Consider the following 26,532-nt stretch of genomic DNA (forward strand, 5'->3'; position numbering starts at 1 on the left):
CCCATCGCGAAGAATGTTCGGCCTCATGTTCCGACACCATTCGAACGGCGCGGGCGCGGACTTCAGGGGAAAATTTGTTCGTCGTCTTGCTTGTCATAGACCCTACTTCTCACGAGTTGGGGTCTCCGGCAAATCCGGCGCGGTTCAGTGAGCGACTTGATCGGGGTGCAGAGTCCTGGCGATCGCCTCACCATGGTTCTCTGGCGATGGACCATGATTTTGGTGTGAGTCGAAGATGTGATCATCGGGTGCCAACGATGGCACCGCATCGGCCAATGCTCTGTTCCGCGTACTATTCGCCGAACTGATTCATCTTGTGACCGCAGACCCGGACCTCGTCTTGGGAGAGTTTGTGCTTCGTCGACAGCGGCGCATTGCGGTCACCCCGAATTGTACCAGCGGTCTCACCGTAGACGATGCAGGGGGCGTTCACCGCCTTGAACAGTTCCATCTGCTGGGCGATGCGGTCCTTCTCGGCTTCGATGTCGCCGTCAAGCCGGGGGCCGGAGACGCCATCGGCTTGAGCCGCGGGAGCACGCTGCTGGGGACCGCCGGGATCAGGAGCTGGTCAGCGGATCGAGCGTCAGCTATTTTGGCGCGGAAACCGAGTTGCGAACGACAAGATCGCAGCGATACTCGACATGTTTCTTTTTCGGGGGCTGGCCCGCGATGATGTCGAGCAGCATTCGAACGGCCAGAGCGCCCATATCGCGATAGGGCAATGCCATGGTCGTCAGGGGCGGCTGGAGGCCCGTCGTGATGACTTGGAAATCGTCAAATCCGATAATGGAGACATCATCGGGCACGCGCAACCCGAGATCCGTGGCGGCGCAATAGACCTGCAGCGCGATTTCGTCATTGCCGCAAACAACCGCCGTCGGTCGGTCTGGATTGCTGAGAATGCGTCGTGCGTTCTCGAAGGCCACAAGCTTGTCGGCAAATATGGCACCCACGCGCCCGGGGACGATCCATTCCTTTCGCACGTCGATGCCGGCCGCCGCCAACCCATCGAAGAATGCGCGGCCGCGAAGGTCGGCCGCCAGGATCAGTTCATTCAGCACCACATAGGCAATCTTTCGGTGCCCCTGCTCGACGAGATGGCGCACAGCATCGAGACCGCCTTGATAGTCGTCTGGCACGATCGAAGGCAAAGCCTGGTCGGGGGCGCTGCAGTTTACCAGGACGGTCGGCGTATTCGGAAATTCCGTCTCCGGCGGTACGTGGCGATGAAACATCGTCACGTAGAATACACCGCCAATGCCATGCTCGCGGAAAATCTGCCAGGCACGCTGCTCCTTTATCGGATTGGCGGAAGTGTTCACCGTCAGCAAAGTATAGGACGTGCCATCCAACGCATCTTGAATACCGCGGACGATGTCGGTTGAAAACGGCGTCGTCGAAACGACATCGGTGATCAAGCCAAGCACATTAGAACGGCTGGTGCGCATCAATCGCGCCGCCTGGTTCGGGACGTAGCCCAGTGTCTCGATCGCCTTCTGCACTTTTTTCTTGGTTTTCGGTCGGATCAAGGCCTCGCCGTTGACCACGCGCGATACCGTTCGATCCGACACGCCGGCGAGTGCGGCAACGTCTTTGATGCTGACCATTCTGTTCCCTCAAGTCTCTGCGCGCAAAACGCTGCTCAGATGCACAGATAGCATCTTAGCAGCGCCTGCGACCATGGGCTCCAGCGGTTCACGCATACCCCTGTTAGCCTTTCACACCCGCGCGGACGAAGGAATCGACGATCCAACGTTGTGCGACTAGAAAGACGATGAGAACCGGCAGGATCGACAGCGACACCGCCGCGATCACTTCCGAAGTGGCCGACGAGTTGCCGACGGGATCACGGATCGACATGATGCCGACGGGCAGCACCATCTGGTCGACCGAGCTCAGGAAAACCAGCGGCATGAAATAGTCGTTCCACGTCATGGTGAAGATGATCACCGAAAGCGCCGCAATCTGCGGTCCTGCCAGCGGCACGGCGATCGCCCAGAATGTCCGGAAATGTCCGGCATTGTCGACGCGTGCCGCCTCGAACAGTTCCTTGGGAAGCGTCAGGAAGAACTGCCGCATCATGAAGATGCCGAACACGCCCGACATGCCGGGTGCGAATGCTCCGGTGAGGCCGGGAACGATGATCGACCATTGGCTGTCGACGAGGCCGAGACCGCGCATCAGCAGAAACAGCGGCACCAACATGGTTTGGATTGGCACCATCAGGGAGACCAATAGCAGGACGAAGAGCGCGTTCTTGAATGGAAATCGGAGCCGCGCGAAGGSGTAGCCGGCGATGGTCGTCGTTGCGACATAGCCGAGCGTCACCGATGTGGCGAGTACGGTCGAGTTCCAGAAGAAGCGGCCAATCGGCACGTCGGAGGCTAGCAGCCGGCGATAGCTTTCCAAGCTGGAATTGAAGCCCGGCAGCCAGCGCGGCGGAAGCGAGAAGGCTTCTGACACCGGACGAAAGCTGGTGGTGAACATCCACAGCAAGGGTGCCACCATCAGCAATGCGCCGAGCCCGAGCACGACGTAGACCATTATTGTACGCAGCCTTGCAAGCAGCGCACGTGTTTCCGGCGAAAGTTTACTGGCCAGCTGACCAGAAGGAGCCAGGTCCCATGAGATGGTCATCGGTCTATTCATAGAAAGCCCACCGCTTGGAAGCGCCGAACTGGATGGCGGTAACGATGACCGTCACTGCGACCAGCAGCAGTGAAACTGCCGAGGCGTAACCCATGTTGAAGGATTTGAAGCCCTGCTCGTAAATGTACATGACCAGACTGCGGGACGCGTCGCCCGGCCCGCCATTGGTCAGCACCACGATAGACTCGAAGACTTTGAAGGCACCGATCGTATTCATCGTCGCCAGGAACAGGATGGTTGGCGAGAGCAGCGGCACGGTGATCTGCCAGAAGGTCCTGAAGCTGCTCGATCCATCCACGCGTGCGGCGTCGTAGTAGTCCTTCGATATGCTCTGCAGTCCCGCAGTCGCGATCAGCATGGCAAAGCCGACATTCTTCCAGATGTCGAGGATGATGACTGACCATACCGCATTGCGCGCGCTCGAGAGCCAACGCACGGGTGCGATGCCAACGAGACCGAGATAGTAGTTGATGACGCCGATGTCGCGCTGAAACAGAAACTGCCAGATGACGGCAACGAAGATCAGACCCACCAGCGACGGGAAGAAATAGGCCGCGCGGTAGGCATATTGCACCGTCTTCGACATATTGCGATTGAGCAGAACCGCAAGCACGATGCCGAGGCCGACGTTGCCGGCCACTGCGAAAACAGCGAAAAAGGCCGTATTGCCGAAGACCTTCCAAAGCCGCCTGTCGGCGACCATCGCTTTGAAATTGTCCAGCCCAACGAAACGTGGACTGCTGAACAGATCATATTTCATGAAACTCAGAACCACCGTGGCGACCATCGGCCCTGCGACGAATACCGCAAAGCCGATCAAGGCCGGGGCGATGAATAGAAGACCCGCGATCGTCTCCTTGCGGTTTTGCGGCGAGAACCAACCCGCCGCCTGATCGTTTGCGATCTTGCTCATGATCAACTCCGTTGGATCTCGGCTTCGAGCTCCTCATGGGCCGCGGCCAACGCATCCTCGGGCGACAGTTCCTCGGTGATGATCTGATCGAAGGTGCGGCCGAGAATGCGATCGAGCGTGTTGAAGAAAGCCGGTGCCGCCACTGGCTTTGCCGTCTTCAACGCCTCGAAGAAGACCGGCGCGCTCTTCGGTGCCGACAGGAAACTCTCCTTCTTCGCCGCTTCCTCGTAGATCGGAATTTGCTGGCCGATTTCCATCAGCGCCGTCACGGTTTCGAGCGATATCAACTGCTTGATCGCTTCGAAAGCCAATTCAGGGTTTTTGGATTGCGGGCTGATGCCCCAGCCGCCGCAGCCGAACACGGTTGCCGCGGTCTCCTTGCGCGGCCAGGGCACGATGTCGAAATCGGTGAAGCCGTTTGCGACCCAGCCGGTCACCGGCCAGCGGCCAGCGCCGACCATGGCGAACCGCCCGGCGGCGAACTGATCATAGACATTGAGCCCGATCGGGTCCGGCGAAACGCCATGCTCGTAGACCAGCGAATGGATGAACTTCGCGACTTCGAGAACCTTGGGGTTGTTCAGGTTGGAATGCTTGAAATCCGGCGTGACCGGATAAGTGCCGTTGGTCAGGTACCAGGGATGGATCGCGAAATTGAACCACGGCAGGCCATAGCCATAGACCTTCTTGTCCCCTTGCCCAGTCGTCAGCTTCTTGGCAATGGCAACGAAGTCATCCCATGTCCAGTCCGGGCGGGGCGGCTCGACGCCCGCCTCCTTGAAGATCCGGGTGTTGTAGTGGATGACCATGGTCTGTGCGCCATTGGGAATCTCGTAGAGTTTGCCATTGACGGTCAGGGCGTCCTTCAGCTTGGCGGGTATCTTGTCCACCAGCGCCGTGGCGTCCGGGTCTGCGGCGATAAGATCGTCAAGCGGCCTTAGCAGCTGCTTGTCGACGGCCAGCCGTACGCCCTCGATGGCGATATTGATGATGTCGGGGGGATTGCCGCCGGCAATCTGGGTCACCAGCTTGTCGGCATAATCAGACCATGACGAGATCGGCGCGATGTTATCCTGCACGGTGACGTTCGGATAGGCCTTGCGGAACCGTTCGAAGGCTTGGCCATAGGCCTTCGCCTCCGACGGATTGCCCCAGTTATAGGTCGAAAGGTGCGCAGTGGTGTCCTTGGCCGGAACACCGGCCAGCGCCCTGATCGGGAACATGGCCGGCATCAGTGCGCCCGTCGCAAGAGCCGTTGTCCTGGCAAGAAAGTCTCGTCTGTTCATGCTCATTTTCTCCTCCTCCAAAGAGCCGATGACGGCCTGTTACTCAACGTGTTGAAACATTCGCGGCCGAGCGCCGGCGTGTCGTCTCCAGCTTCTTTTCGATCTCGACTTCACGCAGTTCGCTATAGGTTCGGAACCGCTGATCGGCGGCGTCGATCTGTGCAGCTTGCTCGGCGGTGAGACGTTCGCGTGCCATCCGTTCGGGCGCGCGATCGCCCGGGGGCGTCGGCAGCCTTTGCTCGACAGGCAGGATGGTGAGTTTGGGAGAGGGAAGGGTCTGGTACCAATAGGCGGTCGAAGCCCAGTCGTCGCTGAGGTGGTTGGCATGGCCATGCTCGATCGTCACGCGAATGCGGTTCTTGAACCGGACGGGATCGGTGAGATGGAAACGATAGGAAACCTGATAGCCGGGCACGATGCTTTCATGGATCACCGAGCCATTCATCAGAAAGGCGTTATTCTGCATTCCCCAGGCGTGGTTGAAATAGTCCTCGGTGCCGGTGCCATGGATCGACGGCGGCCAGGTGTCCTCGTCGACGAAGATCATTTCGTCGCCTTCACCCCACCATGAACCCTGGAAATGCGCGACCGAGAGATTGCAGCCGACATATTGGCCGTGCCCCTCGGTCTCGAGGATGACATAGTTTTCCTTGCCGTCGAGATTGGGAATGTTGGTTTCGGGACTGTTGGTCTGCAGGTTGGGGCCCCAACCACCACACGGGTTCTCACGTCGCCAGGAAGCATGGAAATAGGCGATGTCGTCGGCGAGCGGCGCTTCGTAGCGCTCAAAGTCGATGTAGAAATACTGGCCATAGGGGACATCGTTCTGGTTTTCGATTTCGATAATCGCACGCTTGCCGAAGGGCATCTGGAAGTAACTGTTGAATGCGGCACTGCCGCCGAAGCGGTAGCGTTCCTCCGGCTTGCACGAGACCGAGATCGGCAGCGAGGAAAAGTTGCCTGGCATCGAATGACCGGTGCAGAAGAAGTCGCCGAGCGGAACGAGGACCGAGGGGATTTCCTGGCCGTCCCAATAGATCTTGAGCAATACCTTGCGATAATAGTGCGGATCGGCGACCTCCCAGTTGAGGCCGAGCGCGTTGTGAATTTCGAACACCGGCGCGACCCAATTGCCTGCAGTCGGATCAATCAGACCCGCGCCGAGCACGCGACGGCAGAATTGCGTCATCCAAATATGCGTGATGCAGCCAGGCCCCTCGATTTCGGCGAGGCGAACGGTCGAGTTGGGCGGGATGAGCCAATAGTCCTGGTTCTTGCCCTCCTGATCCCAGCTGGAGAGGCGGCCTGTCCGCGCGTCCTTGACGCGCGCGAGGTCGGCAAGCATCGAATGTCCTGGATTGCTAGTCGTCATTAATGGGTCCCCTTGGTTGAGTGACCGAGACGATTTCCGTCCGGCCCGAAGAAATGAGCGCTCTCTGGCGCAAACCGGAAGTGAAGCAAGGCATCCTCGGCGAGAGCCGGCCCATCGGCCTCCTTGGCGATCAGATCGATGCCCTCGCTCGTCTGCGCATAGATCAGGCGATGCTCGCCGAGATGCTCCTCGAACTGCAGGCGCGCCCGAAGAAAACCCTGTTGCGGTTCGCACAAGACAAGACCTTCCGGTCGCACGCCCAATGTTGCAGGCCCGGAAGTGCCGGCAGGTGCCGGTGTGGCTGCGCCGAGCATACCGCGCGCCACCGATTGCTCGCCGTCGCGCTGGATGGTCACCGGAAGGAAATTCATCTTCGGGCTGCCGATGAAACCGGCGACAAACAGATTTGCCGGCGTGCGGTACAGTTCGAGAGGGGAGCCGACCTGCTCGATCATGCCCTGATTGAGCACCACGATCCGATCGGCCAGCGTCATCGCCTCGACCTGATCGTGGGTCACGTAGATCATCGTCGCATCGACAATCTTATGCAGCTTGGCGATCTCGATGCGCGTCTGAACGCGCAGCGCCGCATCAAGGTTGGACAGCGGTTCATCAAAGAGGAAGAGGCGGGGTTCGCGCACGATCGAGCGGCCGATCGCGACCCGCTGGCGCTGGCCGCCCGACATATCCTTGGGGATACGGTGCAGCAATTCCTCGATCTGGAGCATTTTGGCGGCACGGGTAACGCGCTCATCGATCTCGTTCCTGTCGAGCCCGGCGATCTTCAGACCAAAGGCCATGTTCTTATAGGCCGTCATATGCGGATAGAGGGCATAGGACTGAAAAACCATCGCGACGCCGCGCTCGGCGGGCTCAAGAAGGTTTGCCACTGTTCCGCCGATGCGGATCACGCCGCCAGAGATCGGTTCAAGCCCGGCGATCATGCGCAGCAGGGTGGATTTCCCGCAGCCGGACGGTCCGACGAAAACGACGAATTCGCCGAACGGGATTTCGAGATCGATGCCGCGGATCACGGTCGCCGCGCCATAGGATTTCGAGACGCTCTCAAGGTGTAAATCAGCCATGTTCTCCTCCTCGACCGGTCAGGTGATGCAGTGCTCCAACTGCGGGCTTGCCAAATGTCGACGTCGACAGTAAATATCGACGTCGACATTTTGTCAAGCGCGGTTAGCGAGGCGCTGTCCGCAACAGGAGGAGCGAATGAAGAACAGGGTGGAATTGGATGCAGGGCGGGGATCGCGGTTCGAAATCTGGGCTCGGCAAAAGCCCGGGGAAGCTGGCGTCGAGAAGGGCGAGGAGACGTTCGTTCTGTGTGTCGGCGATTGGGTCGTTTACCGGATCGCGTCGCTGCCGCCCTATTTCCAGTTCTATTCCTATACGCATCATGCCGACGGCCCGCTGACGCTGGAATGGGACGATAACGCGATCGAAATACCGCTGTTCTACAGTTTCGATCCTGCGCAGGTGGCCGAGAAGGGCGTAACTTTCTTGGAAGTTCGCGAGGGTGGCGTCATCGCCCGGCCAAAGGCTGGCTGGCCGGATTGGTACGAAAGCGATCCCAACCGGCCACAGTTGCGGTTCTCACCGTTTCAGGCGTGGATGAACGATCCCAATGGACTGTGTTTCATCGATGGTCGTTATCATCTGTTTTACCAATTCCATACCGTCGAGTCCGAATGGGGGCCGATGCACTGGGGTCATGCCGTCAGTGACGATCTCTATCGTTGGACCCATCTCCCGGTGTTCCTGCATCCGGAACAAAATCTTTGGTCGCTCGGTGCCACAGGTGGAGCATTCTCCGGCAGTGCCTTTGTCGACAAAGATGGCGCTCCAAGCTTCTATTACACGGAGCGCCTGCCAGCGTACGACCTCTTCAAGGACTACAAGGAAGTGCAGAAGAAGGTCGCGCCGTCTAACGACATGCTTYGCCCCGACGCCAACCGTTTGGTGCTCGTCGACGGTGCTCCTGGGAGCGCTCATGACTTCCGCGATCCCAAGGTCTGGTACGACGTCCAACGCCAAGCATACCGAATGGTGCTTGGAGCCGCGATCGACGGCGACCCCGCGGTGTTGCTATATGGTTCCGAGGACGGCAATGATTGGCAATTCCTGTCGGTCCTCTATCGCGCCCCCGAACATTTCCGGCGGCACGGCGCGCGTTGCGTCGAGTGCCCGGACTTCTTCGAACTCGACGGCCGGTTTGTGCTTGTGATGGGTTTCGTCGGCTACACCGAGCCGGAGACTGGACGCCACAATCTCCTCTACGCTCAAGTCGGCAATTTTGCAGACGACCGCTTTAAGCCCCTATCCGAGGAGCTACAGGAACTGGACTTCGGTACGGATTTTTATGCGATGCAGAGTTTTCGGGCAAAGGAGCGCCAGATTGCATTTGCCTGGCTCTTCAATTGGGAATTCCGCAAGCCCGCCGGTTCGCCTTACAGCGGCGAAATGTCCCTGCCGCGCGTCCTCGGCCTCGATGCCCAATCGCACCTGACAATGATGCCGGAAGAGGGCTATCAGCGCCTGCGCTCACGCGCGCTTACGCAGACCGCGCCCTATCAATTCGCATGCGAACCCGATCGTCCGATTGAATTATCGTTGGCAGGCAATCTGGATGGAATTCAGATCACCGGGCAGAGCGTAGGTGGAGAGAGCTTCAGGCTGACGCACATCTCGGGCAGACTCGAACTAACGGTCGCCGAGGATACAGGTGATATCAGGTACCGTTCAGCACCACTAACGCTCGAACAGCTGACGCTGTTTTTCGACCGCGGAGTCGTCGAGGTTTTTGCGAACGGCGGCGCGGTCTGCGGCACACGTCGTACCTACAAGATCACAGGGCTCACTTCGCTCGAGCTGGTGCCGGCCGAGCCCTTCCACATCGAAACCTGCGAAGCGTGGAACTGTAACTCCGCGTGGGCGTGAATAGCGTGGGCGCCGACTGATTGATTTCAGTGCTCTTTTGTTCCAAGCTGATGTGCTTGATCCCCTCTGCCACCATCTTTTTCGGTTGGCTTTCGAGGTGTAGACCGTCCCCTGTTCCTCGGCCGTCCAGACGCCACCGTCTTATCTTCGCCGCCTCAGTTGGCCGGCGCGCTGGTTCCGAACAGGCCGCGCACAAACGCCAACGCCTTTGGCACCGCATCGGCTTTGGCATCCGCATTGGCCTCGACGCTCTGGCGCTTCTTGCCGGGATCGTCGAAATCATGGGTGGCCCCGGGATAGATCGTAATCGCAGTATCGGCGCCGAGCGCATGAGCGGCATCGACGAGCCGCCTGCAATGGGCGGCCGAGACCTCTTCGTCATTGTCGCCGCTGAAGACTCGCACAGGCGCATAGGTCACGAAGCGATTGTCGAACACGCCATGCAGGCCGCAGGCCGGATAGAAGGCGATGCCGCCGAGAAAGCCGTTCTTCGCCTCCAGTCCGACAGACTTCAGCGTTACATCGGCCATGCTGGCAAGCGTGGCGCTGCCGCCATTGGACCAGCCCTGAAGGGCGATGTGCTGTCCGTCGATATCGGGCCGGGTGCGCAGATAGGCGAGCGCGGCATAGGCATCGAGCGGACGTACTGTAACCTCGTTCACAGCCTCGGGACGGTCGTCATAGGAATGAATTGGAAAGCCGCTGGCAAAACCGCGCGGTCCGAAACTGTCTACCAGCAGTGCTGCATAACCGTGATCCGCCCAGAAGCGGCCCCAGAACACGTGCCGCTTGGACAGGGTCGTTGCATCGTAAATCCCGTGGGCGGCGCTGGAATAGGGGCCGGCGCGGCCGTGCATCAGGACCATCGCCGGGATGCGGCCGGTAAATTTTGGGGGAAGGAACAAGTATCCGACCAGGTCCTGGCCGTTCGGTCCGGGAAAATGAATCGTCTGAGGCAGGCTTTGCTTCTCAGCGCTCAATGCCTCGGCGCCAAGCACCGAGAGCATGAAGAGGCAGGCGGCAGCGACAAAGGAGAACAAGCGGAACATGCAATGACTCCAGGAAGGCGCGGCCATCGCCGCGAGCCCGTATGGTCTCGGGTAAAGTCGACCAAATCATGTCCGGCCCGGGCACTTATCCGCAACGCAATACGCGGTCGGTTCTTCAACGTCATCGATCTCGTCAATCGGCTGGATGTGTAGGCACACGGCGGCAAGCGGGGACGCATTGCCGATCATCGCACCCGTCTCGACTTCATTATCCTCGATGAGCCCGGCTACCCGTCATTCGCCCAAGCGGGAGCGCAGCTGCTGCCCCAGCGGATCAGCAGGCCCTTATGAGCGCACCTCCATCGGCGTCAGCACCAACCCGGCATTCGGTGAATAGCCGGCATGCATGTCGCGTTCATATTGCAACGGCACTTCCGAAATTTTCACAAGCCAGAGTCTGGTGATCACTCCGGACATGTCGGGGCTTTGATGACCATCATGTCGATATGCTTGTGTTCCGGATCAGTGGCAGCAATCGATCGCCCTGACGCTCAATCTCCGCAAGGTAAGGCGTATCGGACAGCACGAAATGTGTGATGCCGGCGTCCTGATATTTGCGCAGTGAGCGGGCGACGTCTTCGGCTGAACCGACCAGCCATGTTGTGCCCGCGCCGCCGCCACCGAACTTCCCCGGTGCGGTGTAGAGATTGTCGTCCAGCACGTCTCCGCGCGCGGCAAGATCCAGAAGGCGGCGCTGGCCAACCGCTACCGACTGACGATGGTCCTGCCAGCTGCCGGCTTTGCCTTCGGCCATCCTGGCGACCTTTGCTTCCGCATCCGCCCAGGCCTCGCTCGTCGTGTCCCGCAACAGGGTCGTGATCCTGAGGCCAAATTCCAGTGGCGCGATGTCGCGGTCGAGCGTCTTGGCGAGTGTCTTCAACCGCTCTATCCGCTCCCGGATACCGTCGAGAGGTTCGCCCCAGAAAAGCTGGACGTCAGCCTCCGTGGCAGCCACCCGCTCGGCCGCGTCCGAGGCGCCGCCGAAATAGAGTTTCGGATGCAGCCGCTCGCCGCGGCGTTCCAGCCTCGGCGCGACCGTGGACCCGGCGACTTGGAAATGCTCGCCGGTGAAGGTGACATTCTCCTCGGTCCAAAGACGGCGGATCAGGCGCATGAACTCCTTCGTCCGGGCGTAGCGGTGTGCCTGGTCGCCTTCGTTGTCACCGTAGGCGGCCAGCTCGTCCTGGCCGGACACAACGTTGACCCGCACGCGCCCGCCGCTCAACTGGTCAAGCGTGGCGGCAGAAGCGGCAAAGTGTGCAGGCTTCCAGTAGCCGGGACGGATGGCGATCAAGGGCTCGAACGTGGTGGTTCGCGCGAGAAGCGCGGTCGCGATGGTGAATGTATCGGGGCGACCCCAGCCGGTGCCGATCAGGGCACCCTTCCAGCCATGCTCCTCTATGGTCCTGGCATGCGCCGTCAGGGTGTCGAGGCTGTTATGGTCTTCCGCTGCAACGTCTCCGCGATGGCCCGCTTTGACGTCGTTGGGGATGTACCAGAGGAATTCGGAATGACTGCTCATGTTCACGCCAACCTGCGTCCAGGATCGTTGGTCGTCAAGCTGGCTGTTCGACCGTGGGAATATCTTGCGAGCCTGGCTTGCCGCCATCGCGCGCAAGCCTCGCCGCTGCCCGCTGAAAGGCGGCATTGAGCGGCGTCGCGACGCCGTGAAGCCGCCCGAGACGCACGATCTCGCCGTTCAGATAGTCGACTTCGCTCGATGTGCCGCGTACGAAGCTTTGCCATGTCGATTGCTGGCCGGGACCGGGTCCGCTACGCCTGACCTGCCAGCCGGAAATGTCGATCCCACGCTCCGAAGGGGCTGCAGGGTCGTAGCCGGCGGCAAGCAGGACATGTCGCGCTTCGACCGCCAGCTCGGTTGCGGCTTGTGCGCGGGCCTCCGGTGGGCCGGCGAAAAGCTCGATGGCGTTGGCGACATTGTGCTGCAGCTTGGCGGCCTTCCAGCGGCGAATGTCCGGGCGGGCTTCGGCGAGGTATCCCGCCTTCGTCAGGTCGGAAACGATCGCCGTTGCCGTATCATCGAGGCCTTCAGGGTAGCGTCCGAGCGTGACGACGCCGACATTCGGCGCGGCATCCACGGCGACCTCGCCGGTCACGGTGTATCGCGCGGGGACGAGGATGCTGGCGGCATAGACGCGGGCGAAGCGCCGGAGCGCGATATCCTCGGCCGCCAGCCCGTTCTGAAGCGTCACCAGCGGCAGTTCCGATGCGAGGCCAGCGAGGCCCGCGGGGTCTGCGCCTTCGACGTCGCGCCAAGCCCAGAAGTCGGTGGCGGCTTCGACATCCTGCGCTTTGACCGTCAGGATGAGGATGTCGTCTGGCCTGAGCGCCGGTGGGGTTCCGGTGTCGATCGCGTTGAGCCGAACGATGCGCGTCTCGTTCGGGCGGCGATAGGACAGGCCGTTTCGAGCGATGTGAGCGATCTGCGCGCCACGTCCCACCAGAATATAGGGGATATCCGCGGTCTCGAACTCGGCGGCGAGGCTTGCGCCCACCGCGCCTGCGCCAATGATGATGTAGCGTGTCATATGTGTCTGCCAGGATCGAGATTGATTGCAGGCGGTTGCCAGCGCTTCACGCGGACTTCAGGATTTGCAGTTCTGCCGGATGCCGTACCACGGCAGCCTTCTCTCGATTCCACCGGTCGAAGGCGGCGCGGCCGAGCATCGATATGCATGTGTCCTCCTGTGGAGCGTGGACGAGCACGGCCTGAATGTCGCGAAAATGCCGTTCGAGCCCCAGGTCGGAGCCCAGGCCGGGATTGCCAAGGCCGCGCACAGCAATCTGGACCGCATCGCGCAACTGCCGCCCGGCAGTCAGGCGCGCCCGCACAAGTCTTTCCGGATTGCCCAAGCCGGTTCTGAGGGTGTCGAAAATGATCTCCCGGGCACCGGAGACGAGGAGGTCGATTTCGCCCGAGAGCGTGACGAAGCGCTCCGTGCGGGCGATCGGGTGGCCCAGATTGGTCGGAACCCGTTCATGCGCGAAGCGGATGAACGCCTCCTGCGCGGCTTCGGCCACACCGAGATAGATCGCCGTCAAGGCCAAAGTCATCGCCGCATGCGCCCGATTGTCCTGCTGGGCAACAGACGGATCGACGAGTTCCAGCACGTTTTCCGCCGGAATCGCCACGTCCGTATATTCGACGTCATGCGAACCCGTGGCGCGCATGCCGAGGCTGTTCCAGTTCTCGATCACGTGAATGCCGGGCAGTCCGTTCGGCACGACGAAGGTTCCGACCCGGGCCGGCGTTTCGTCGGTATGGGCCCAGACCAGAAAATGAGTCAGGCCGTAGGCGCCGGTGACGAAACGCTTGCGACCCGTGATCGACCAGCCGTTTGCGGTGCGACGGGCGCGGGTTGCCGGCAGGCCGCCGCGCGCGGGCGAGCCGAGTTCGGGCTCGACCCGGGCGGCATTGAGCAAGAGCGGCCGCTGCCTGCCTTCCGCCAGCAGGCGATTGTAGAGGCCCTCCGGCAAATGGCCTTTCTCCGCCTGGACAAGATGGCTGAAGATGGTCATGGCGCTGATCAGCGCGACCGACGGGTCGCCCCGTCCCAGGGCCGCCAGGATCTCGGCGGCGTCGTAAAGCGTGCCTCCATCGCCGCCGTGGCGGGTGGCGACAGTGCTTGAGAGCAGGCCATATTCATGAACGGCATTGATACCTGCCCAGGGAAACTGACCTGTGCGATCCGCCTCGGGAGCGTTGTCCGAAAGTACCTGTTGAGCCGCGTCGAGCGCGCTTTTGTCGTAGGGCATGTCGTTCAAGCCTTCTGATTATTCCAGCAGCGTGTCGGCGTGGTCGGGACCCGCGCCGCTCCCTTGTCGGCGGTCCAGCCGGGAGGATCAGGCGGCCGCCGATTTCTTGAGCGCTTCCCGCTCGCGAATGCCCTCCCGCACCAGCGGCAGGATGTAGCGGCCGTAATCGACCGCGTCGTTGAAATTGTCATAGCCGCGGATAGAGATGAGATCGGCGCCGAGATCGATGTAATCGAGGATCGAGTCCGCGATGGTGCGCGGCGATCCGACCAGCGCGGTGGTGGCGCCGGCGGCGTTGGTCGCGGTGACCGTCGGATACCACAGGGCGCGGTCATGCACATCGCCGCGCGCGGCTATGTCGAGCAGCCGCTGCGATCCGACATTGGCAGGGCGCGCTGCTGAAAGTGGCGAGCGCGAGAGGCCCTTCTCTCGGTTGTCCTTCAGCTGGTCCACGACCTTATGGGCCTTTTGCCATGCCAGTTCGTCGGTCTCGGCCACGATCGGGCGGAAGGTAACCCAGATGCGCGGGCGATCCGTCCGGCCCGCTTTGGCAGCTTCGGCATAGACCCGGTCGATCTGTTCCTTCGTCTCCTTGAGGGGTTCGCCCCAGAGGCCGAAAATATCGCCGAGCGCGCCGCCGATCCGGTAGGCGGCATCAGACGAGCCGCCGAGCGAAATCGGGATGGTTCCATGCGTGGGGCGCACCGCGCTGCGGAACTGCTTGAACTGATAGTGCTTGCCATCGAAATCGAAGGGTTCTTTCGACGTCCAGGCCAGGCGCAGGATGCGGATATATTCTTCCTGGCGTTCATAGCGCTCCTCCTTACTGAGGAAATCGCCTTCGCGCGCCTGCTCTTCGTCATTGCCGCCGGCAATGAAGTGGACCACGACACGCCCGCCGCTCAGCTGGTCAAGCGTTGCCAGCGATTTGGCCGCGACCGTCGGATAGACGGTGTTCGGCCGCAGCGCGACGATGATTTTCAGGTTCTTCGTATGCGCCAGCACAGTGGCGCCGAGCGTGAAGGGGTCGAACGATGACGAGGAATAGGGCAGCAGGGTATAATGGAAGCCATAGTCGTCGAGCGCGCGCGAATACCGCTCCAGATAGCGGGGATCCACAGGCGCGTCGGGAATTGGGTTGAGGTCGTTCGATGCGTTGGGAAAGCTGACGCTGATGAATTCCGCGGTCATCGTGGGCTCCTATGGGTTGCCGTATATTTGTTGCGACATTGCTGCGCGGCAGCGCAGAGAGGAAGACTGGTCTTTCTTTATTTAGCAAAACTATAGAAAATGATCCTTGATTGCCACCCCTAAATTGGTTGTGTCTGACAATTCTGCAGCACGCTCACCATGACGGAGACCATCCCAGTGCGGGCGCAACGGTCTCGGTTAGATCGCCCAGCAGGCGCAGGTTTTCGGCCAGACCGAAGGCGGGTGGCAGGAACAGGACGACCTCGTCGGCTGCCGCCAGGCCCGGATCGGCGAACATGTCCTCGATCACCTGATCCGGCGTGCCCTGGAAGACCGGCGAAATCTGCGCCCCGGCGGGCTGCGCCGGCGGGGCAAGCGCACCCTTCGGACGGGAAGCGGCAATGCCGAGCGTGCGGCGCTCAAGGTCATAGGCGGCATATTTCTCGCGGAGCTCTGCGGTCGTGCCAACCAGGATCGAGGCGGCGACCACGACCGGTGGCGGCTCGCTGTCCCATATCCTGCGCCAGGTGCTGCGATAGGCCTCGATGATGCGGGCCTGGTATTGCCCGAAGCTCTCGTCTTCCGCGTGGTCGTGCTGGACGGTGCCCGAGATCAGCCCGATCCCGAGTTCGGCGGCCTGTATCCCTGAGCCAAGGCTGGCCGAGCCCTGCCGGATGCGGGAGCGCAGGGTAGGGCTGTGTGGCGTCACCCGCAGTTCGGCGCCCTTCGGCGCACCCTGACCCGGTTCGGTGACGGTATGCAGGACCTCGCCCGAGATCGCGGCGAGGAAACGCGCCTGACGGTGTTTCGCCTCCGTGCGGGCATCGGTGTCGACCGTGCCGAAGACGGCGTCGAAGGCCGCATTGGCGCCGGTCGAGATGGCGAGCTCCAGGCGGTCGTCGATCAGCAGGTCCGTCGTACCCGCCGCCTCGGCGAGCAGGATCGGGTCCTGGTAGCGCATCGGAATGACCGCTGACCCAAGCGTGATGCGCCTGGCATGCTGGCCGGCCGCGGCGAAGAAGGGCAGCGGCGAAGACAGGTAATGATCGAAATGCCGTTGATAGGCCCAGCCCGACTGGTAGCCCAGATGCTCGGCGGCCTTGTACAGTTCGATGCCGTCGCGTAGCCCTTGGGCTGCGCCGGCGTCGTCGTTGAAGGACACCCGGGTGTTGAAGCCGAGCCGCCTTTTCGGACGGAACGGCTGGGGCTCGGTTCTGGCAGGTGCGGTCATGTTCATGCGATCTGTACCTGATTGACGGTCCGCCGGGGTTGCGGCCTTGGTACGCCGGCGACCGGGGCGGCGCCCGACGGGATCGATTTCAGCAGCGATACGGTATAGGGCTGCTGCGGGTTGTCGAAGATGTCGCTGACGCGCCCCTGTTCGACCACGCGTCCGCGATACATCACGGAGACGGTGTGCGCGAGCTGGCGCACCAGCGCCAGGTCATGGGACACGAAGATATAGGTCAGGCCGAGATTGGCCTGCAGCGACAGCAGCACCTCGACGATATCGGCCTGGACGCTGACATCGAGCGCGGAGGTGGGTTCGTCGAGCACGATCACATCGGGCTTGAGGACCAGCGCCCGGGCAATCGCCACGCGCTGGCGCTGGCCGCCCGACAAGGCTTCGGGCTTGCGGGAGAGCAGATGCTCCCCGAGCCCGACATCGGCGAGCGCCCGGCGGACCTGCTCGGCCCGCTCTTCGCGGGTTCCGATCCCGAACCGGTCGAGCGGCTCGCGCACCAGTTGCTCGATCTTCCAGGTCGGGTCGAGCGAGGTGAAGGGATTCTGGTAGACGAACTGAAGCTGGCGCCAGACCGCGCGCAGCGACCCCTGCGAGCGGCCGGTGAGCTGTTCTCCCGCCACCGAGATCTTGCCGCTGTCGGGCTGGTCCAGCCCGAGCAACAGCCGGATGGTCGTCGTCTTGCCCGAGCCCGACTCGCCGACGAGCGCATGCGTGGTGCCGGCCGGAACGCTGAACGACACGTCGTCGACGGCCGTTACGGCCCTTCCGTCGACCGCAAAAGTCTTGGTGATGGCGCTGACCTCTATCTTCGGAGCCTTGCCCGTGCCGGCGTCGAGCAAACGGAAACCGAGATCGCGCAGGCGGGCATAGCGGTCCGGGTTCAGGGCCGGAACGTCGGCATGCAGCTTCCTCGCATAGGCAGAGGCGGGCGAGGAAAAGACGGTCGCCGTACTGCCCGCCTCCTGCACCACGCCGTCCTTCAGCACGACCAGCGAATCCGCCCGCTCGGCGGCAATCGCCAGGTCGTGGGTGATAAGCAGCAGGCTGATATCCAGCTCATGCTGCAATCGCGACAGCAGGTCGAGAATGCGTTTCTGGATCGTGACGTCGAGCGCCGAGGTCGGCTCATCGGCGACCAACAGCGACGGACGGGGGAGAACGGCAAGCCCGATCAGCACGCGTTGCAGCATGCCGCCGGACAATTGATGCGGATAGGAGTCATAGACGCGCCGGGGATTGTCGAGCCCGACTTGGGCAAAGGCCTCCAGAATGCGCTCCTTGCGGATCGCCTTGTCGGGCTCGTCGAGGAGTGCAGCGGCTTCCATCGCCTGGGCGCCGATCGTCCGCACCGGGTTGAGCGCATTGCCGGGGTCCTGCGGAACAAAGCCGATGGCCCGCCCCCGCAGCGGCCGGAAACGGCGCTCGGGAAGCGCCAGCAGCTCCTGGCCGTCAAACTCTACGCGGCCAGCCGCATGCCCGCGGCCCGGCAGTAGCCGCAACAGCGCGCGGGCGATGGTCGACTTGCCCGATCCGGACTCGCCGATGAGTGCGAGGCTTTTGCCACGGCCCAATTCGAAGCCGACATTCCTGACGACCTCGTTCGGCCCATAGGAGACGGACAGGCCGTCGACCCGGAGAAGGCTGGCGGGTGGCTGCGGCTTCGGTCCGGCGGTGCCGGCGCGGAAAAGGGTCGTGCTCAGTCTGTCTTGCGTAACCATCGGCTGATCCTGTTCACAGAGAGGACGGTGGCGATCGTGACGAAGGCGGGTGCGTAGACCAGCCATGGCCATTTGGGATAATCCTTGCCGATCGAGATCAGCAGGCCCCAGTCGGAGGCAGGCGGCGGGTCGCCGTAACCGAGGAAGGCAAGGCTGGCGATCACCAGGATCGAATCGCCGAAATAAAGCACGGCGAGCGGCAGCACCGAGAGCGACGCATTCGGCAGGACGTGACGCCAAAGGATATGCCAACGCGAGCCGCCCAGAAGGTACGAAGACTCGACGAACGTCGCAGCCCGCGTCTTGATGACCTCTGAACGCATGACGCGGGCGAAGACGGCGACCGCCGAGACCCCGGTTGCGATGGCGGCATTGGTGGTGGCGAAGCCGATCGCGGTGACGACGATGACGGCAAGCAGGAATTTGGGGATCGCCAGCAGGACGTCGACGAGCCGGGCGAGTGTGGTGTCCACCCGGCCGCCGAGAAATCCAGCCAGGAGGCCGATAATGCCGCCGGCGACAACACCGATGGCAACGGCAATCAGCGCGCTCGACACCGAAGAGGCCGTGCCATAGACGACGCGGGTATAGAGGTCGCGCCCCAGATGGTCGGTTCCGAACCAGTAAGCAAAACTGGGCGCCATGAGCTTGTGCGCCGGCACGCCGTTGATGGGATCATGGCTGGTGAATAGGCCCGGCGCCAGGGACCAGGCGATCACAAGCGCCACGACCGCAAACGACAACGCCACGCTCACCGGCACGCGCAAAGCCGTCAGTCTTTTGGTCGCCGTGATGCGGGCGTTAAAATAGTCGGAAGCCATGCTCATGACGTCACCGCCCCGGAAACGCCGGCGGAGCTTTCGTCAGCGGTGGTTGGGGTACGCCCGGGTGCGCCGACAAGCTTCACGCGCGGATCAAGCAGCGGGTAGGTCAGGTCCGCAATCAGGTTGACGACCACAAAAACCACGGCCGCCAGCGAGACGATGGCTTGCAGGACGGGCAGGTCCTGGCTGCTCACCGAGCGCTGCACGAGGCTGCCGATGCCCGTGCGTCCAAACACCGTCTCGGTGATCAGTGAGCCGCCGAGCAGTTCGCCGATGGTCAGCGCGATCACGGTGACGACGGGAAGGGAGGATGGCTTGAGCAGATGCCTGGTGAAAAGGCGCATCTTGCTCAGCCCGCGACTACGCGCGACGGCAGCATATTCCTGCCCCGATTCATGATCTAGATTGGCAATCAGCACCTCGGCGATCTGGGCGGAGATCGGGATGCCGAGCGTGATTGCCGCGAAAACGGTGGCCCAGAAGCTGTCCGGCTCGATCACCCGGAAGAAGCCGAGCTGGAAGCCGAAGACGTGAATCAAAATCAGGCCCAACACGAAATTGGGGACCGACAGGAACAGTGACGGAAAGCCCCGTAGCAGGCCCTGGCCGAAGCGCTTGGGGACGAACCGGGTTCCGTAGGAGATCGTCACCGCCAGCACCAGTGCGACGAGGAGGCCCGAAACCGCCAGGACCAGCGTCGAGGGCAATACTTCGCCTATCAATGTCGCGACCGGCCGATGCGATCGCATGGATATGCCGAGGTCACCGGTCAGGAAGCTGGACAGGGACGACCAGAGCTGGACAAGCACCGGCTTGTCCAGGCCCTGGGCGGCGATGATCTCCTTGATCTCGTCCTCCGTAAACCCGCTCTGGGGGTTGCGGAGGACGTTGGTGATCGGGTCGCCCGGCAGGATACTGACGACGACGAAGGTGAAGACATAGGCCAGCAGGATCACGATGACCGCCTGGACGAAACGCTTTGCGGCGTAGCTTCGGTAGGCACTGTTCATGCCGGTCGCCCTCCTCACATTACACGGTGGTTTTCGTGGCCGTGTAGTAGCTGGCATAGGCGACGCCGTTATAGGTCACGCCCTTGAGGTTCGGAGACTGCACGTAGATGCGCTGGACGATCTGCGTTCGCGGGATGAAGTAACCCTGTTCGAGGACGTATTTCTGCAGCTCGTCGAGAAGCGGCTTGCGGATTTCGACGGAGCCCGCGCCGGCAATCTTGTCGCGCAGGTCGTTGAGCGTCTTGTCCCGCTCATCGAGGGCGAACCAGTTCTCGCCGTTATTGGCATTGGTCAGGATGCCGGCGACGGTGCCGGCGTCGATGAAGCTGCGCGTCACCTCGTAGGCCGGCACGGCCGGGCCGCCATACTTGACCTTCTCGCCGAACGTGACGACGTCGTAGGCCCGGATGCTGACTTTCCAGCCGATCTTGCCGAGCTGCTGGGCGATGAGCTCATCGACCGATTTCGACGTTGCCAGGTAGGGATTGGAGTTGAGAGCCAGCTCCAGCGGCTTGCCGTCCTTGGCGCGGATGCCGTCGGCGCCCTTGACCCAGYCGGCCTCATCAAGGAGTTTTTCCGCCTTGCTGGGGTTGTAAGCCAAGAGATCGCTATGGTCGGTCGCGCCAGGCACGTTGCTCTGAATGAGCGACGTCGCCAGTTTCCAGTCGGGTGTATAGACGGTGTCGATAATCTCCTGGCGATTGATGGCGGCCTGCAGAGCCTGACGTACTTTCAGGTCGTCATAGGGCGCGAGCTTGGTATTGATTGCCCAACCGTTGACGAAACCGAGATAGCGCGGCGTCGCGATGACGAAGCCCGCCTCCTTGAGGGACTGCAGCTCTTGCGGCGAGGCGTTGTAGGCGATATCGGCCTGACCGGACTGGACGGCGGCGACGCGCAGTGAGGGCTCGTTGACCAGCTTATAGGTGATCGTGTCGAGATGGGCCGGTCCAGTATGCCCGACGGCCGCCGGCCCCCAATTGTAGTCCTTGCGCTTGACCAGTTTGACGAAATCGCCGTCCTTCCAGGAATCGACCACATAGGGACCGCTGCCGGATGTTTTGCTCAGGTCCGCCTGGTCTGTGGCGGGCTGCGCGATGGTTTTGGGAGAAATCAGGATCGAGCCATGGTAGCCGAGCGTCGGGATGAAGCCGAGCGTCGGCTTCTTGAAGAAGACCTTCACCGTGGCCGCATCAACCGCCTGGGAATGATCATAGGTCTTCGGGAACAAGCCGATCGGGTTGATGCCCTCCTTCTTGCGGCCGGCATACCAGATGTCGAGATTGGCGACCACCGCCGATGCATCGAGCGGGGTTCCGTCGGAGAAAGTCACGCCCGGCTTGAGGTGAAGCGTAAATTCGGTCGCCTTGTCGTTCTGTTCCCAGCGCTCGGTGATCCAGGGGCTGACCTTGCCCTCGGCATCGACATAGATGAGCTTATCGGTCACATGGCCCCAGATATGGCCCTGGAAGCTGGAGATGGCGCTGTTGTTCGGCACCCAGGTATCGCCCAGCGAATCAATCAGGAAGATGATGTCGCCGCCCTCGGCCGGGTTGTCTGCGGCCAGGACCGGGCTGAACCCCACTGAGCTGACCACAGAGGCGGCTGCCAGCGCGGAGGTGGCAGCCAGCAGGCGGCGCCGTGAAAGAGAAAGCGTAAAATTGCAGTCGGTCATGATGCGGTCCTGTCTTGGTTGCCGAGCGGATCATGATGCACACCCTAGCATGGAAAATCGGAAGAGAAAGACAGGTTATTCTTTTTACACTAAATTTATAGATTTTATTTTCAAGGCCCGGATGATGTGGGGAATCGACTTTTCCGGGCTGGTGGGATCTGGACAATGCGGTTTGCTACAACTCTAAGGTCGATTGACCGATTGGGAAGCCGCCGGATCATTCATGCTCTCGCTCCCCTGGCTAGAGGGTTGGTGATCATCCGCGAACCGCATTTCCTGGAGAATCCGTACCGGCGGCAGCTCGCCATCGAACCGCTCGACCTCGACCCGGGTAAGCTGTCCGGTGCAGGCCTGCGCCAGCTGGGAAGTTCCGATATCGCGGGTGAGGATGTTCGGGTTACCGTGGATGCACATGGCCTTGCCGGCGCTCGGATCGTCCGGTTCGAACCATGCCCCCGTGGCGAGCTGCATCACCCCCCGCCGGACGCTTTCGCTGAGGATAGCCGCCGCCAGGCAGGCGCCGCGCGCGTTGAACAGCCTGACAATGTCGCCATCCGAGATGCCCCGTTCGGCAGCATCGGCCGGGTTGATGCGAATGGGTTCCCGCCCTTTGATCTTGGTCGAGCGGCTGAACTCGCCGTAGTCCAGTTGACTGTGCAGCCGCTGGTACGGCTGATTGCAGACCAGATGGAGCGGATAGGCGTTTTCATCGGCCGCTGCTTCCGCCCTAGGCGGGTACCATCGCGGATGACCACGGCAATCGTCATAGCCGAAGCTGTCGATCACCTGCGAAAAGATCTCGATCTTGCCGGACGGGGTTGGCAGCGAGGCTCCGACCGGGTCCTCTCGAAAGGCGCTCGCCGGGCCGCCATCGTCGGGTTGAAGCGGCAGCAGCAGCTCTCCGCGTTCCCAGAATGTCTCAAAGTCGGGCGCCTCGTGCCCGCTTGCCGCGAGCGCCTGGCGCGTCGGCTCGTAGAGCAGAGCAAGCCATTCCCTGCTTGTCCGATTTTCGGTGAATGCCTCGAATGTGCCAAGACCCTGCGCTATTGCCGAGAAGATCTCATAATCGTCCCGCGCTTCGCCGACCGGCTCGATCAGCTTCTTCATCGCGATCATCAGCGGGTCGCCCTGGGCCGCGCCGATATCGTCGCGCTCGAGCGTCGTCGTGGCAGGCAGGACGATGTCGGCGTGGCGTGCCGAAGACGTCCAGGCTGATTCATGGACGATGATCGTATCGGGCCGCCTGAATGCCGCCCGCAGCCGGTTGAGATCCTGGTGGTGGTGAAACGGATTGCCGCCCGCCCAATAGACGAGCCGGATATCGGGATAGTGGAGCGCTTGGCCGTTATAGTTGAATGCCTGGCCAGGATTGAGCAGCATATCGGCAATACGTGCGACAGGAATGAAATCCGAAACTGAGTTCCGGAATTGCCCGAAGGTGGGCAGGGGAACGGCGAGCTGCCGTTTGCCGGTATTGCCCAAGGCTCCCAGAGAATACGAATAGCCGCCGCCGTCCAGCCCCATCTGTCCGAGCATGGCGGCCAGCGTGATGCCCATCCAGACCGGCTGCTCGCCATGGTCGGCGCGTTGCAGCGAATGGCTGACGGTGACCAGCGTCCGGGAGCCTGCCATGGCTCGCGCCAGATCCTTGATGACGTCGGAGCCGATGCCGCAGATGCCGGATGCCCATTCCGGCCGCTTTTCCACGCCATCGGATCGGCCGAGGAGATAGTCCTCGAAACGCTCATAGCCGACTGTATAGCGGTCGAGAAAACCGCGATCGTGCAAGCCTTCGCTGACCAGCACATGCGCCAGCCCGAGCATCAGCGCGACATCGGTGCCGGGCAGGATCGCCAGCCATTCGGCATTTGCCTCTGGGAGGAAATCATCGCGCAACGGGCTGACGAGGACGAAGCGCGCGCCGCGCGCGGGCACCCTTGAGCCTGTCCGGCACGATATGCTGGCTGTTGCCCCCGCCATGCACATCCGCATTCTTGATCGCCATGCCCCCGAAGGCGACGACCAGTTGGGTGCTCCGCTCGATCGCGTCCCAGGTAACGCTCTTGCGCTCGAAATGGTCGTAGGGTCCGAGCACATGCGGAATGATCACCATCGCCGCACCGGAACTATAGGTGTTGACGGATTTCACATAGCCGCCCAGCAGGTTCAGGAAGCGGTGAACCTGGCTTTGCGCATGATGGAACCGTCCGGCGCTGGCCCAGCCATAGGACCCTCCGAACACGGATCGGGGTCCAAAGTCCCGATAGACGCGCCGAAGTTCATTGGCGACAAGGTCGAGCGCTTGCGGCCAGCCGATTTCCACAAAGTCGTCTTCCCCGCGCTTCTGCGCATTGCCGAGCTTTCCTTCAAGCCAGCCGCGCCTGACCGCCGGCCGCCGGATGCGCACAGGGCTGTCGGCAATCGCAGGCAGGTTGCCCAGCAAAGGCGAGGGATTCGGATCGTCGGGATGGGCGCGGATCTCCAGTTTTCCGTCCCGATGGCGGCCGGAGAACGCTCCCCAATGTGAGCTATGGGTCTTGAACATAGTCATGGCGCGGTTTCCGGACACAAAATCCTAGCCGGGCAAGATCTTACCCGGATTCATGATCCCCCTAGGATCGATGGCGTTCTTGATCACGGCCATAAGGTCGACGGCATCGCCGTGCTCCTGGCGGAGATAGGCAATCTTGCCGGTGCCGACGCCATGCTCTCCGGTCGAAGTGCCGCCAGCCGAGATCGCATATTGCACCATCTTTTTATTGATGGCCGCGACCTCTTCGATTTCCTGCGCATTCGCTGGATCGACGGCAAAGACGACGTGATAATTGCCGTCGCCGACATGGCCGAGGATAGCCGCCGGAACGGGGCAACCCAAGAGGAGTTCGCGCGTCTTGACGATACAGCCACTGAGCTCGGAGACCGGCACGCAGACATCCGAGGACCAGCCCTTGGCATTCGGCCGCTGGGAGACCACGGCGTAAAATGCGTTATGGCGCGCCTTCCACAGCCGGTTGCGCTCTTCCGGCGTGGTGGCCCATTCGAAATCCTTACCACCATGCTCCTCGACGATCGCTGCCACCATCTCGACCTGTTCCTGCACACCGGCAGGAGAGCCGTGGAACTCGAACGCGAGCGTATCCTCAATCTTCAATGAAAGATTGGAATAGGCATTGACGGCTGCGATCAGGCCGCGATCCATCAATTCCATGCGGGCCACGGGAATTCCGAGCTGCACGACCGCAATCGCCGCATTGACGGCCTGCTCGACGGTTTCGAACGAGCAGAGCGCTGCCGAAATCGTCTCCGGAATGCCGTAAAGCCTGACCGTCACTTCGGTGATGATGCCGAGCGTTCCTTCAGACCCCACGAATAGTCGGGTGAGGTCATAGCCGGCCGACGATTTTCGCGCCCGGCCGCCGGTGCGGATGATCTTGCCGGTCGGAAGCACTACGGTGAGCGCCAGCACGTTCTCGCGCATGGTGCCGTAGCGCACCGCATTGGTGCCGGAAGCGCGCGTCGAGGCCATGCCACCCAGCGAAGCATTGGCGCCGGGATCGATGGGAAAGAACAGTCCCATATCCCGCAGGTGAGTGTTGAGCTGTTCGCGGGTCACGCCGGCCTGGACTGTGCAATCGAGATCCTCGGCGCTGACGCGGAGAATCTTGGACAGGCGCGTGAGATCGATGGAGACGCCACCACGCACCGCCGCCAGATGGCCTTCGAGCGATGTGCCGGCGCCATAGGCAATGACCGGCGTGTTCTCCGCTGCGCAGAGGCGAACCACCTCGGCCACCTCTTCGGTGCTCTCGGCAAAGACCACGGCATCGGGGATTTCGGGCGTGTGATGCGATTCACCGCGGCCATGCTGTTCGCGCAGCGCCTCAGCGGCGGAGAATCGGTCGCCGAAGCGGCTGCGAAGCGCCTCGGCAAGAGCGGGTGAAAGCGCGCTCATCGGCCATCCGCACTTTTGCCGGTGCCGATATCGACGGGCGTATCGCCCGGCTGGCCCCATTCGGTCCAGGCGCCGTCATAGATCGCAACATCATCCTTGCCGGCCAGATGCAGTCCGAAAGCCAATGCCGCGGCGGTGACGCCCGAGCCGCAACTGGCGATGACCGGCTTCGAGAAATCGAGGCCGGCCGTTTCGAACGCCTTGCGGATCTCCGCCACGCCGAGAAGCGCACCAGTCGCCGGGTCGGTGAGGGCATTGAAGGGAAGATTGAGGCTGCCGGGAATATGGCCTGAACGCAGGCCCGGCCGCGCCTCCTTTTCCTCCGCCGTGAAACGGCCGGCCGAGCGTGCGTCGATGACCTGCTCGGTGCGGCTTTGCAGATTGGCGAGGACCTCTGCCTTCGATCGTACCGCGGCCGGGTCGAACGTGGCGCGGAAACGTGCGTTGACGGGCACGGCAATTTCGGCGGTCACCGGACGGCCCTCGGCCAGCCATTTCTTCAGCCCGCCATCGAGGATCGCGACCTTGTCATGGCCGAAGGTGCGCAGGGTCCACCAGACGCGGCCGGCCGACATCAGGCCCGGCGTGTCATAGACCACGACCAGACTGTCATTCGAAATGCCCAGTTCGGCGGCATGGTGCTCGAAGGCTGCGGCTGATGGCAGCATGTGCGGCAACGTCGTCTCGTGATCGGCAATCGCGTCGATATCGAAGAAACGCGCGCCGGGGATATGACGCTGAGCAAAATCCTCGGCCGCGATCGGCGTTACCCCCGGCAGCTTGAAGGAACCGTCGAGAATGACGAGATCGGGATCGGCGAGATGAGCCGCCAGCCATTCGGTGGAGACGAGGGCGTTCGCGAGAAGGAGAGACATGAGAAACTCCGGAGCAACGGTCTGGGGTGCGGCAAACCGGGCTGTGGGC

General features: G+C 62.0%; 21 protein-coding genes and 2 pseudogenes. 2 read left to right on the forward strand and 21 right to left on the reverse strand.

The genetic code is table 11. From position 1 onward, the window contains the following. Nucleotides 1-292: 292 nt before the first annotated feature. From AC1DYF_RS14370 to AC1DYF_RS14400, 7 genes are all read right to left on the reverse strand, one after another. Nucleotides 293-451: a hypothetical protein gene (locus AC1DYF_RS14370; protein WP_477877407.1), complete on the reverse strand. Its 159-nt coding sequence runs from the start codon at nucleotides 449-451 to the stop codon at nucleotides 293-295. Nucleotides 452-587: 136 nt separating this feature from the next. Next, nucleotides 588-1,607 carry a LacI family DNA-binding transcriptional regulator gene (locus AC1DYF_RS14375; protein WP_477877408.1) on the reverse strand — a complete coding sequence of 340 codons (1,020 nt, stop codon included), beginning with the start codon at nucleotides 1,605-1,607 and terminating at the stop codon, nucleotides 588-590. A 103-nt stretch (nucleotides 1,608-1,710) separates the two neighbouring features. After that, nucleotides 1,711-2,637, reverse strand: coding sequence for a carbohydrate ABC transporter permease (locus AC1DYF_RS14380; RefSeq protein ID WP_477877409.1), 927 nt, complete (start codon nucleotides 2,635-2,637; stop codon nucleotides 1,711-1,713). Between the two features lie 4 nt (nucleotides 2,638-2,641). Beyond that, nucleotides 2,642-3,562: a carbohydrate ABC transporter permease gene (locus tag AC1DYF_RS14385; RefSeq protein WP_477877410.1), complete on the reverse strand. Its 921-nt coding sequence runs from the start codon at nucleotides 3,560-3,562 to the stop codon at nucleotides 2,642-2,644. Between the two features lie 2 nt (nucleotides 3,563-3,564). Continuing rightward, nucleotides 3,565-4,854 carry an ABC transporter substrate-binding protein gene (locus tag AC1DYF_RS14390; protein WP_477877411.1) on the reverse strand — a complete coding sequence of 430 codons (1,290 nt, stop codon included), beginning with the start codon at nucleotides 4,852-4,854 and terminating at the stop codon, nucleotides 3,565-3,567. 37 nt (nucleotides 4,855-4,891) lie between these two features. Beyond that, nucleotides 4,892-6,220 (reverse strand): glycoside hydrolase family 172 protein, encoded by a 1,329-nt coding sequence (locus AC1DYF_RS14395; protein ID WP_477877412.1) that lies wholly within the window; start codon nucleotides 6,218-6,220, stop codon nucleotides 4,892-4,894. Then, a complete protein-coding gene (locus tag AC1DYF_RS14400) occupies nucleotides 6,220-7,305 on the reverse strand; it encodes an ABC transporter ATP-binding protein (RefSeq protein ID WP_477877413.1) in 1,086 nt (361 codons plus the stop codon). The genes AC1DYF_RS14395 and AC1DYF_RS14400 overlap by 1 nt, the downstream gene beginning before the upstream one ends. 136 nt (nucleotides 7,306-7,441) lie before the next feature. On the opposite strand from AC1DYF_RS14400, the gene AC1DYF_RS14405 reads away from it, so the two are divergent. Further along, nucleotides 7,442-9,166: a GH32 C-terminal domain-containing protein gene (locus AC1DYF_RS14405; RefSeq protein WP_477877414.1), complete on the forward strand. Its 1,725-nt coding sequence runs from the start codon at nucleotides 7,442-7,444 to the stop codon at nucleotides 9,164-9,166. Between the two features lie 155 nt (nucleotides 9,167-9,321). Here the strand turns inward: AC1DYF_RS14405 and AC1DYF_RS14410 are convergent, their stop codons facing one another. Beyond that, nucleotides 9,322-10,215: a dienelactone hydrolase family protein gene (locus AC1DYF_RS14410; RefSeq protein ID WP_477877415.1), complete on the reverse strand. Its 894-nt coding sequence runs from the start codon at nucleotides 10,213-10,215 to the stop codon at nucleotides 9,322-9,324. 75 nt (nucleotides 10,216-10,290) lie between these two features. Here AC1DYF_RS14410 and AC1DYF_RS14415 point away from each other — a divergent pair. Then, a pseudogene (locus tag AC1DYF_RS14415) lies at nucleotides 10,291-10,549 on the forward strand (ATP-binding protein); the annotation flags it as partial. On the opposite strand, the gene AC1DYF_RS14420 reads toward AC1DYF_RS14415, so the two are convergent. The 13 genes and pseudogenes from AC1DYF_RS14420 to sseA all read right to left on the reverse strand — a co-directional run bounded on the left by AC1DYF_RS14420 (nucleotide 10,501) and on the right by sseA (nucleotide 26,483). Further along, nucleotides 10,501-10,632, reverse strand: a complete 132-nt coding sequence (locus tag AC1DYF_RS14420; RefSeq protein WP_477877627.1) for a hypothetical protein — start codon at nucleotides 10,630-10,632, stop codon at nucleotides 10,501-10,503. The pseudogene AC1DYF_RS14415 and the gene AC1DYF_RS14420 sit on opposite strands and share 49 nt — an antisense overlap. Before the next feature lie 19 nt (nucleotides 10,633-10,651). Beyond that, nucleotides 10,652-11,737, reverse strand: coding sequence for an LLM class flavin-dependent oxidoreductase (locus AC1DYF_RS14425; RefSeq protein ID WP_477877416.1), 1,086 nt, complete (start codon nucleotides 11,735-11,737; stop codon nucleotides 10,652-10,654). Nucleotides 11,738-11,771: 34 nt separating this feature from the next. Then, complete coding sequence (locus tag AC1DYF_RS14430; RefSeq protein ID WP_477877417.1) at nucleotides 11,772-12,764, reverse strand: ketopantoate reductase family protein; 993 nt, start codon at nucleotides 12,762-12,764, stop codon at nucleotides 11,772-11,774. Between the two features lie 46 nt (nucleotides 12,765-12,810). Next, a complete protein-coding gene (locus AC1DYF_RS14435; protein WP_477877418.1) occupies nucleotides 12,811-13,992 on the reverse strand; it encodes an acyl-CoA dehydrogenase family protein in 1,182 nt (393 codons plus the stop codon). Nucleotides 13,993-14,079: 87 nt separating this feature from the next. Then, nucleotides 14,080-15,183: an LLM class flavin-dependent oxidoreductase gene (locus tag AC1DYF_RS14440; RefSeq protein WP_477877419.1), complete on the reverse strand. Its 1,104-nt coding sequence runs from the start codon at nucleotides 15,181-15,183 to the stop codon at nucleotides 14,080-14,082. A gap of 154 nt (nucleotides 15,184-15,337) precedes the next feature. Next, nucleotides 15,338-16,420, reverse strand: coding sequence for an LLM class flavin-dependent oxidoreductase (locus AC1DYF_RS14445; protein ID WP_477877420.1), 1,083 nt, complete (start codon nucleotides 16,418-16,420; stop codon nucleotides 15,338-15,340). Continuing rightward, nucleotides 16,417-18,147, reverse strand: a complete 1,731-nt coding sequence (locus tag AC1DYF_RS14450; protein WP_477877421.1) for a dipeptide ABC transporter ATP-binding protein — start codon at nucleotides 18,145-18,147, stop codon at nucleotides 16,417-16,419. Before AC1DYF_RS14450 ends, AC1DYF_RS14445 begins: the two co-directional genes overlap by 4 nt. After that, on the reverse strand, nucleotides 18,126-18,974 hold the full coding sequence (locus tag AC1DYF_RS14455) for an ABC transporter permease (RefSeq protein ID WP_477877422.1): 849 nt from the start codon (nucleotides 18,972-18,974) through the stop codon (nucleotides 18,126-18,128). The genes AC1DYF_RS14450 and AC1DYF_RS14455 overlap by 22 nt, the downstream gene beginning before the upstream one ends. Continuing rightward, nucleotides 18,971-19,981 carry an ABC transporter permease gene (locus AC1DYF_RS14460; protein WP_477877423.1) on the reverse strand — a complete coding sequence of 337 codons (1,011 nt, stop codon included), beginning with the start codon at nucleotides 19,979-19,981 and terminating at the stop codon, nucleotides 18,971-18,973. The genes AC1DYF_RS14455 and AC1DYF_RS14460 overlap by 4 nt, the downstream gene beginning before the upstream one ends. A gap of 19 nt (nucleotides 19,982-20,000) precedes the next feature. After that, nucleotides 20,001-21,656, reverse strand: a complete 1,656-nt coding sequence (locus AC1DYF_RS14465) for an ABC transporter substrate-binding protein (RefSeq protein WP_477877424.1) — start codon at nucleotides 21,654-21,656, stop codon at nucleotides 20,001-20,003. Between the two features lie 183 nt (nucleotides 21,657-21,839). Then, nucleotides 21,840-24,207: pseudogene (locus AC1DYF_RS14470) on the reverse strand (molybdopterin guanine dinucleotide-containing S/N-oxide reductase). A 24-nt stretch (nucleotides 24,208-24,231) separates the two neighbouring features. Further along, entirely contained in the window at nucleotides 24,232-25,608 is a 1,377-nt protein-coding gene (locus AC1DYF_RS14475; RefSeq protein ID WP_477877425.1) for an FAD-binding oxidoreductase, read from the reverse strand. Then, entirely contained in the window at nucleotides 25,605-26,483 is an 879-nt protein-coding gene (gene sseA / locus AC1DYF_RS14480) for a 3-mercaptopyruvate sulfurtransferase (protein WP_477877426.1), read from the reverse strand. The genes AC1DYF_RS14475 and sseA overlap by 4 nt, the downstream gene beginning before the upstream one ends. Nucleotides 26,484-26,532: the final 49 nt, after the last annotated feature.

It is taken from the genome of Rhizobium sp. P2_G9 (assembly GCF_056403475.1).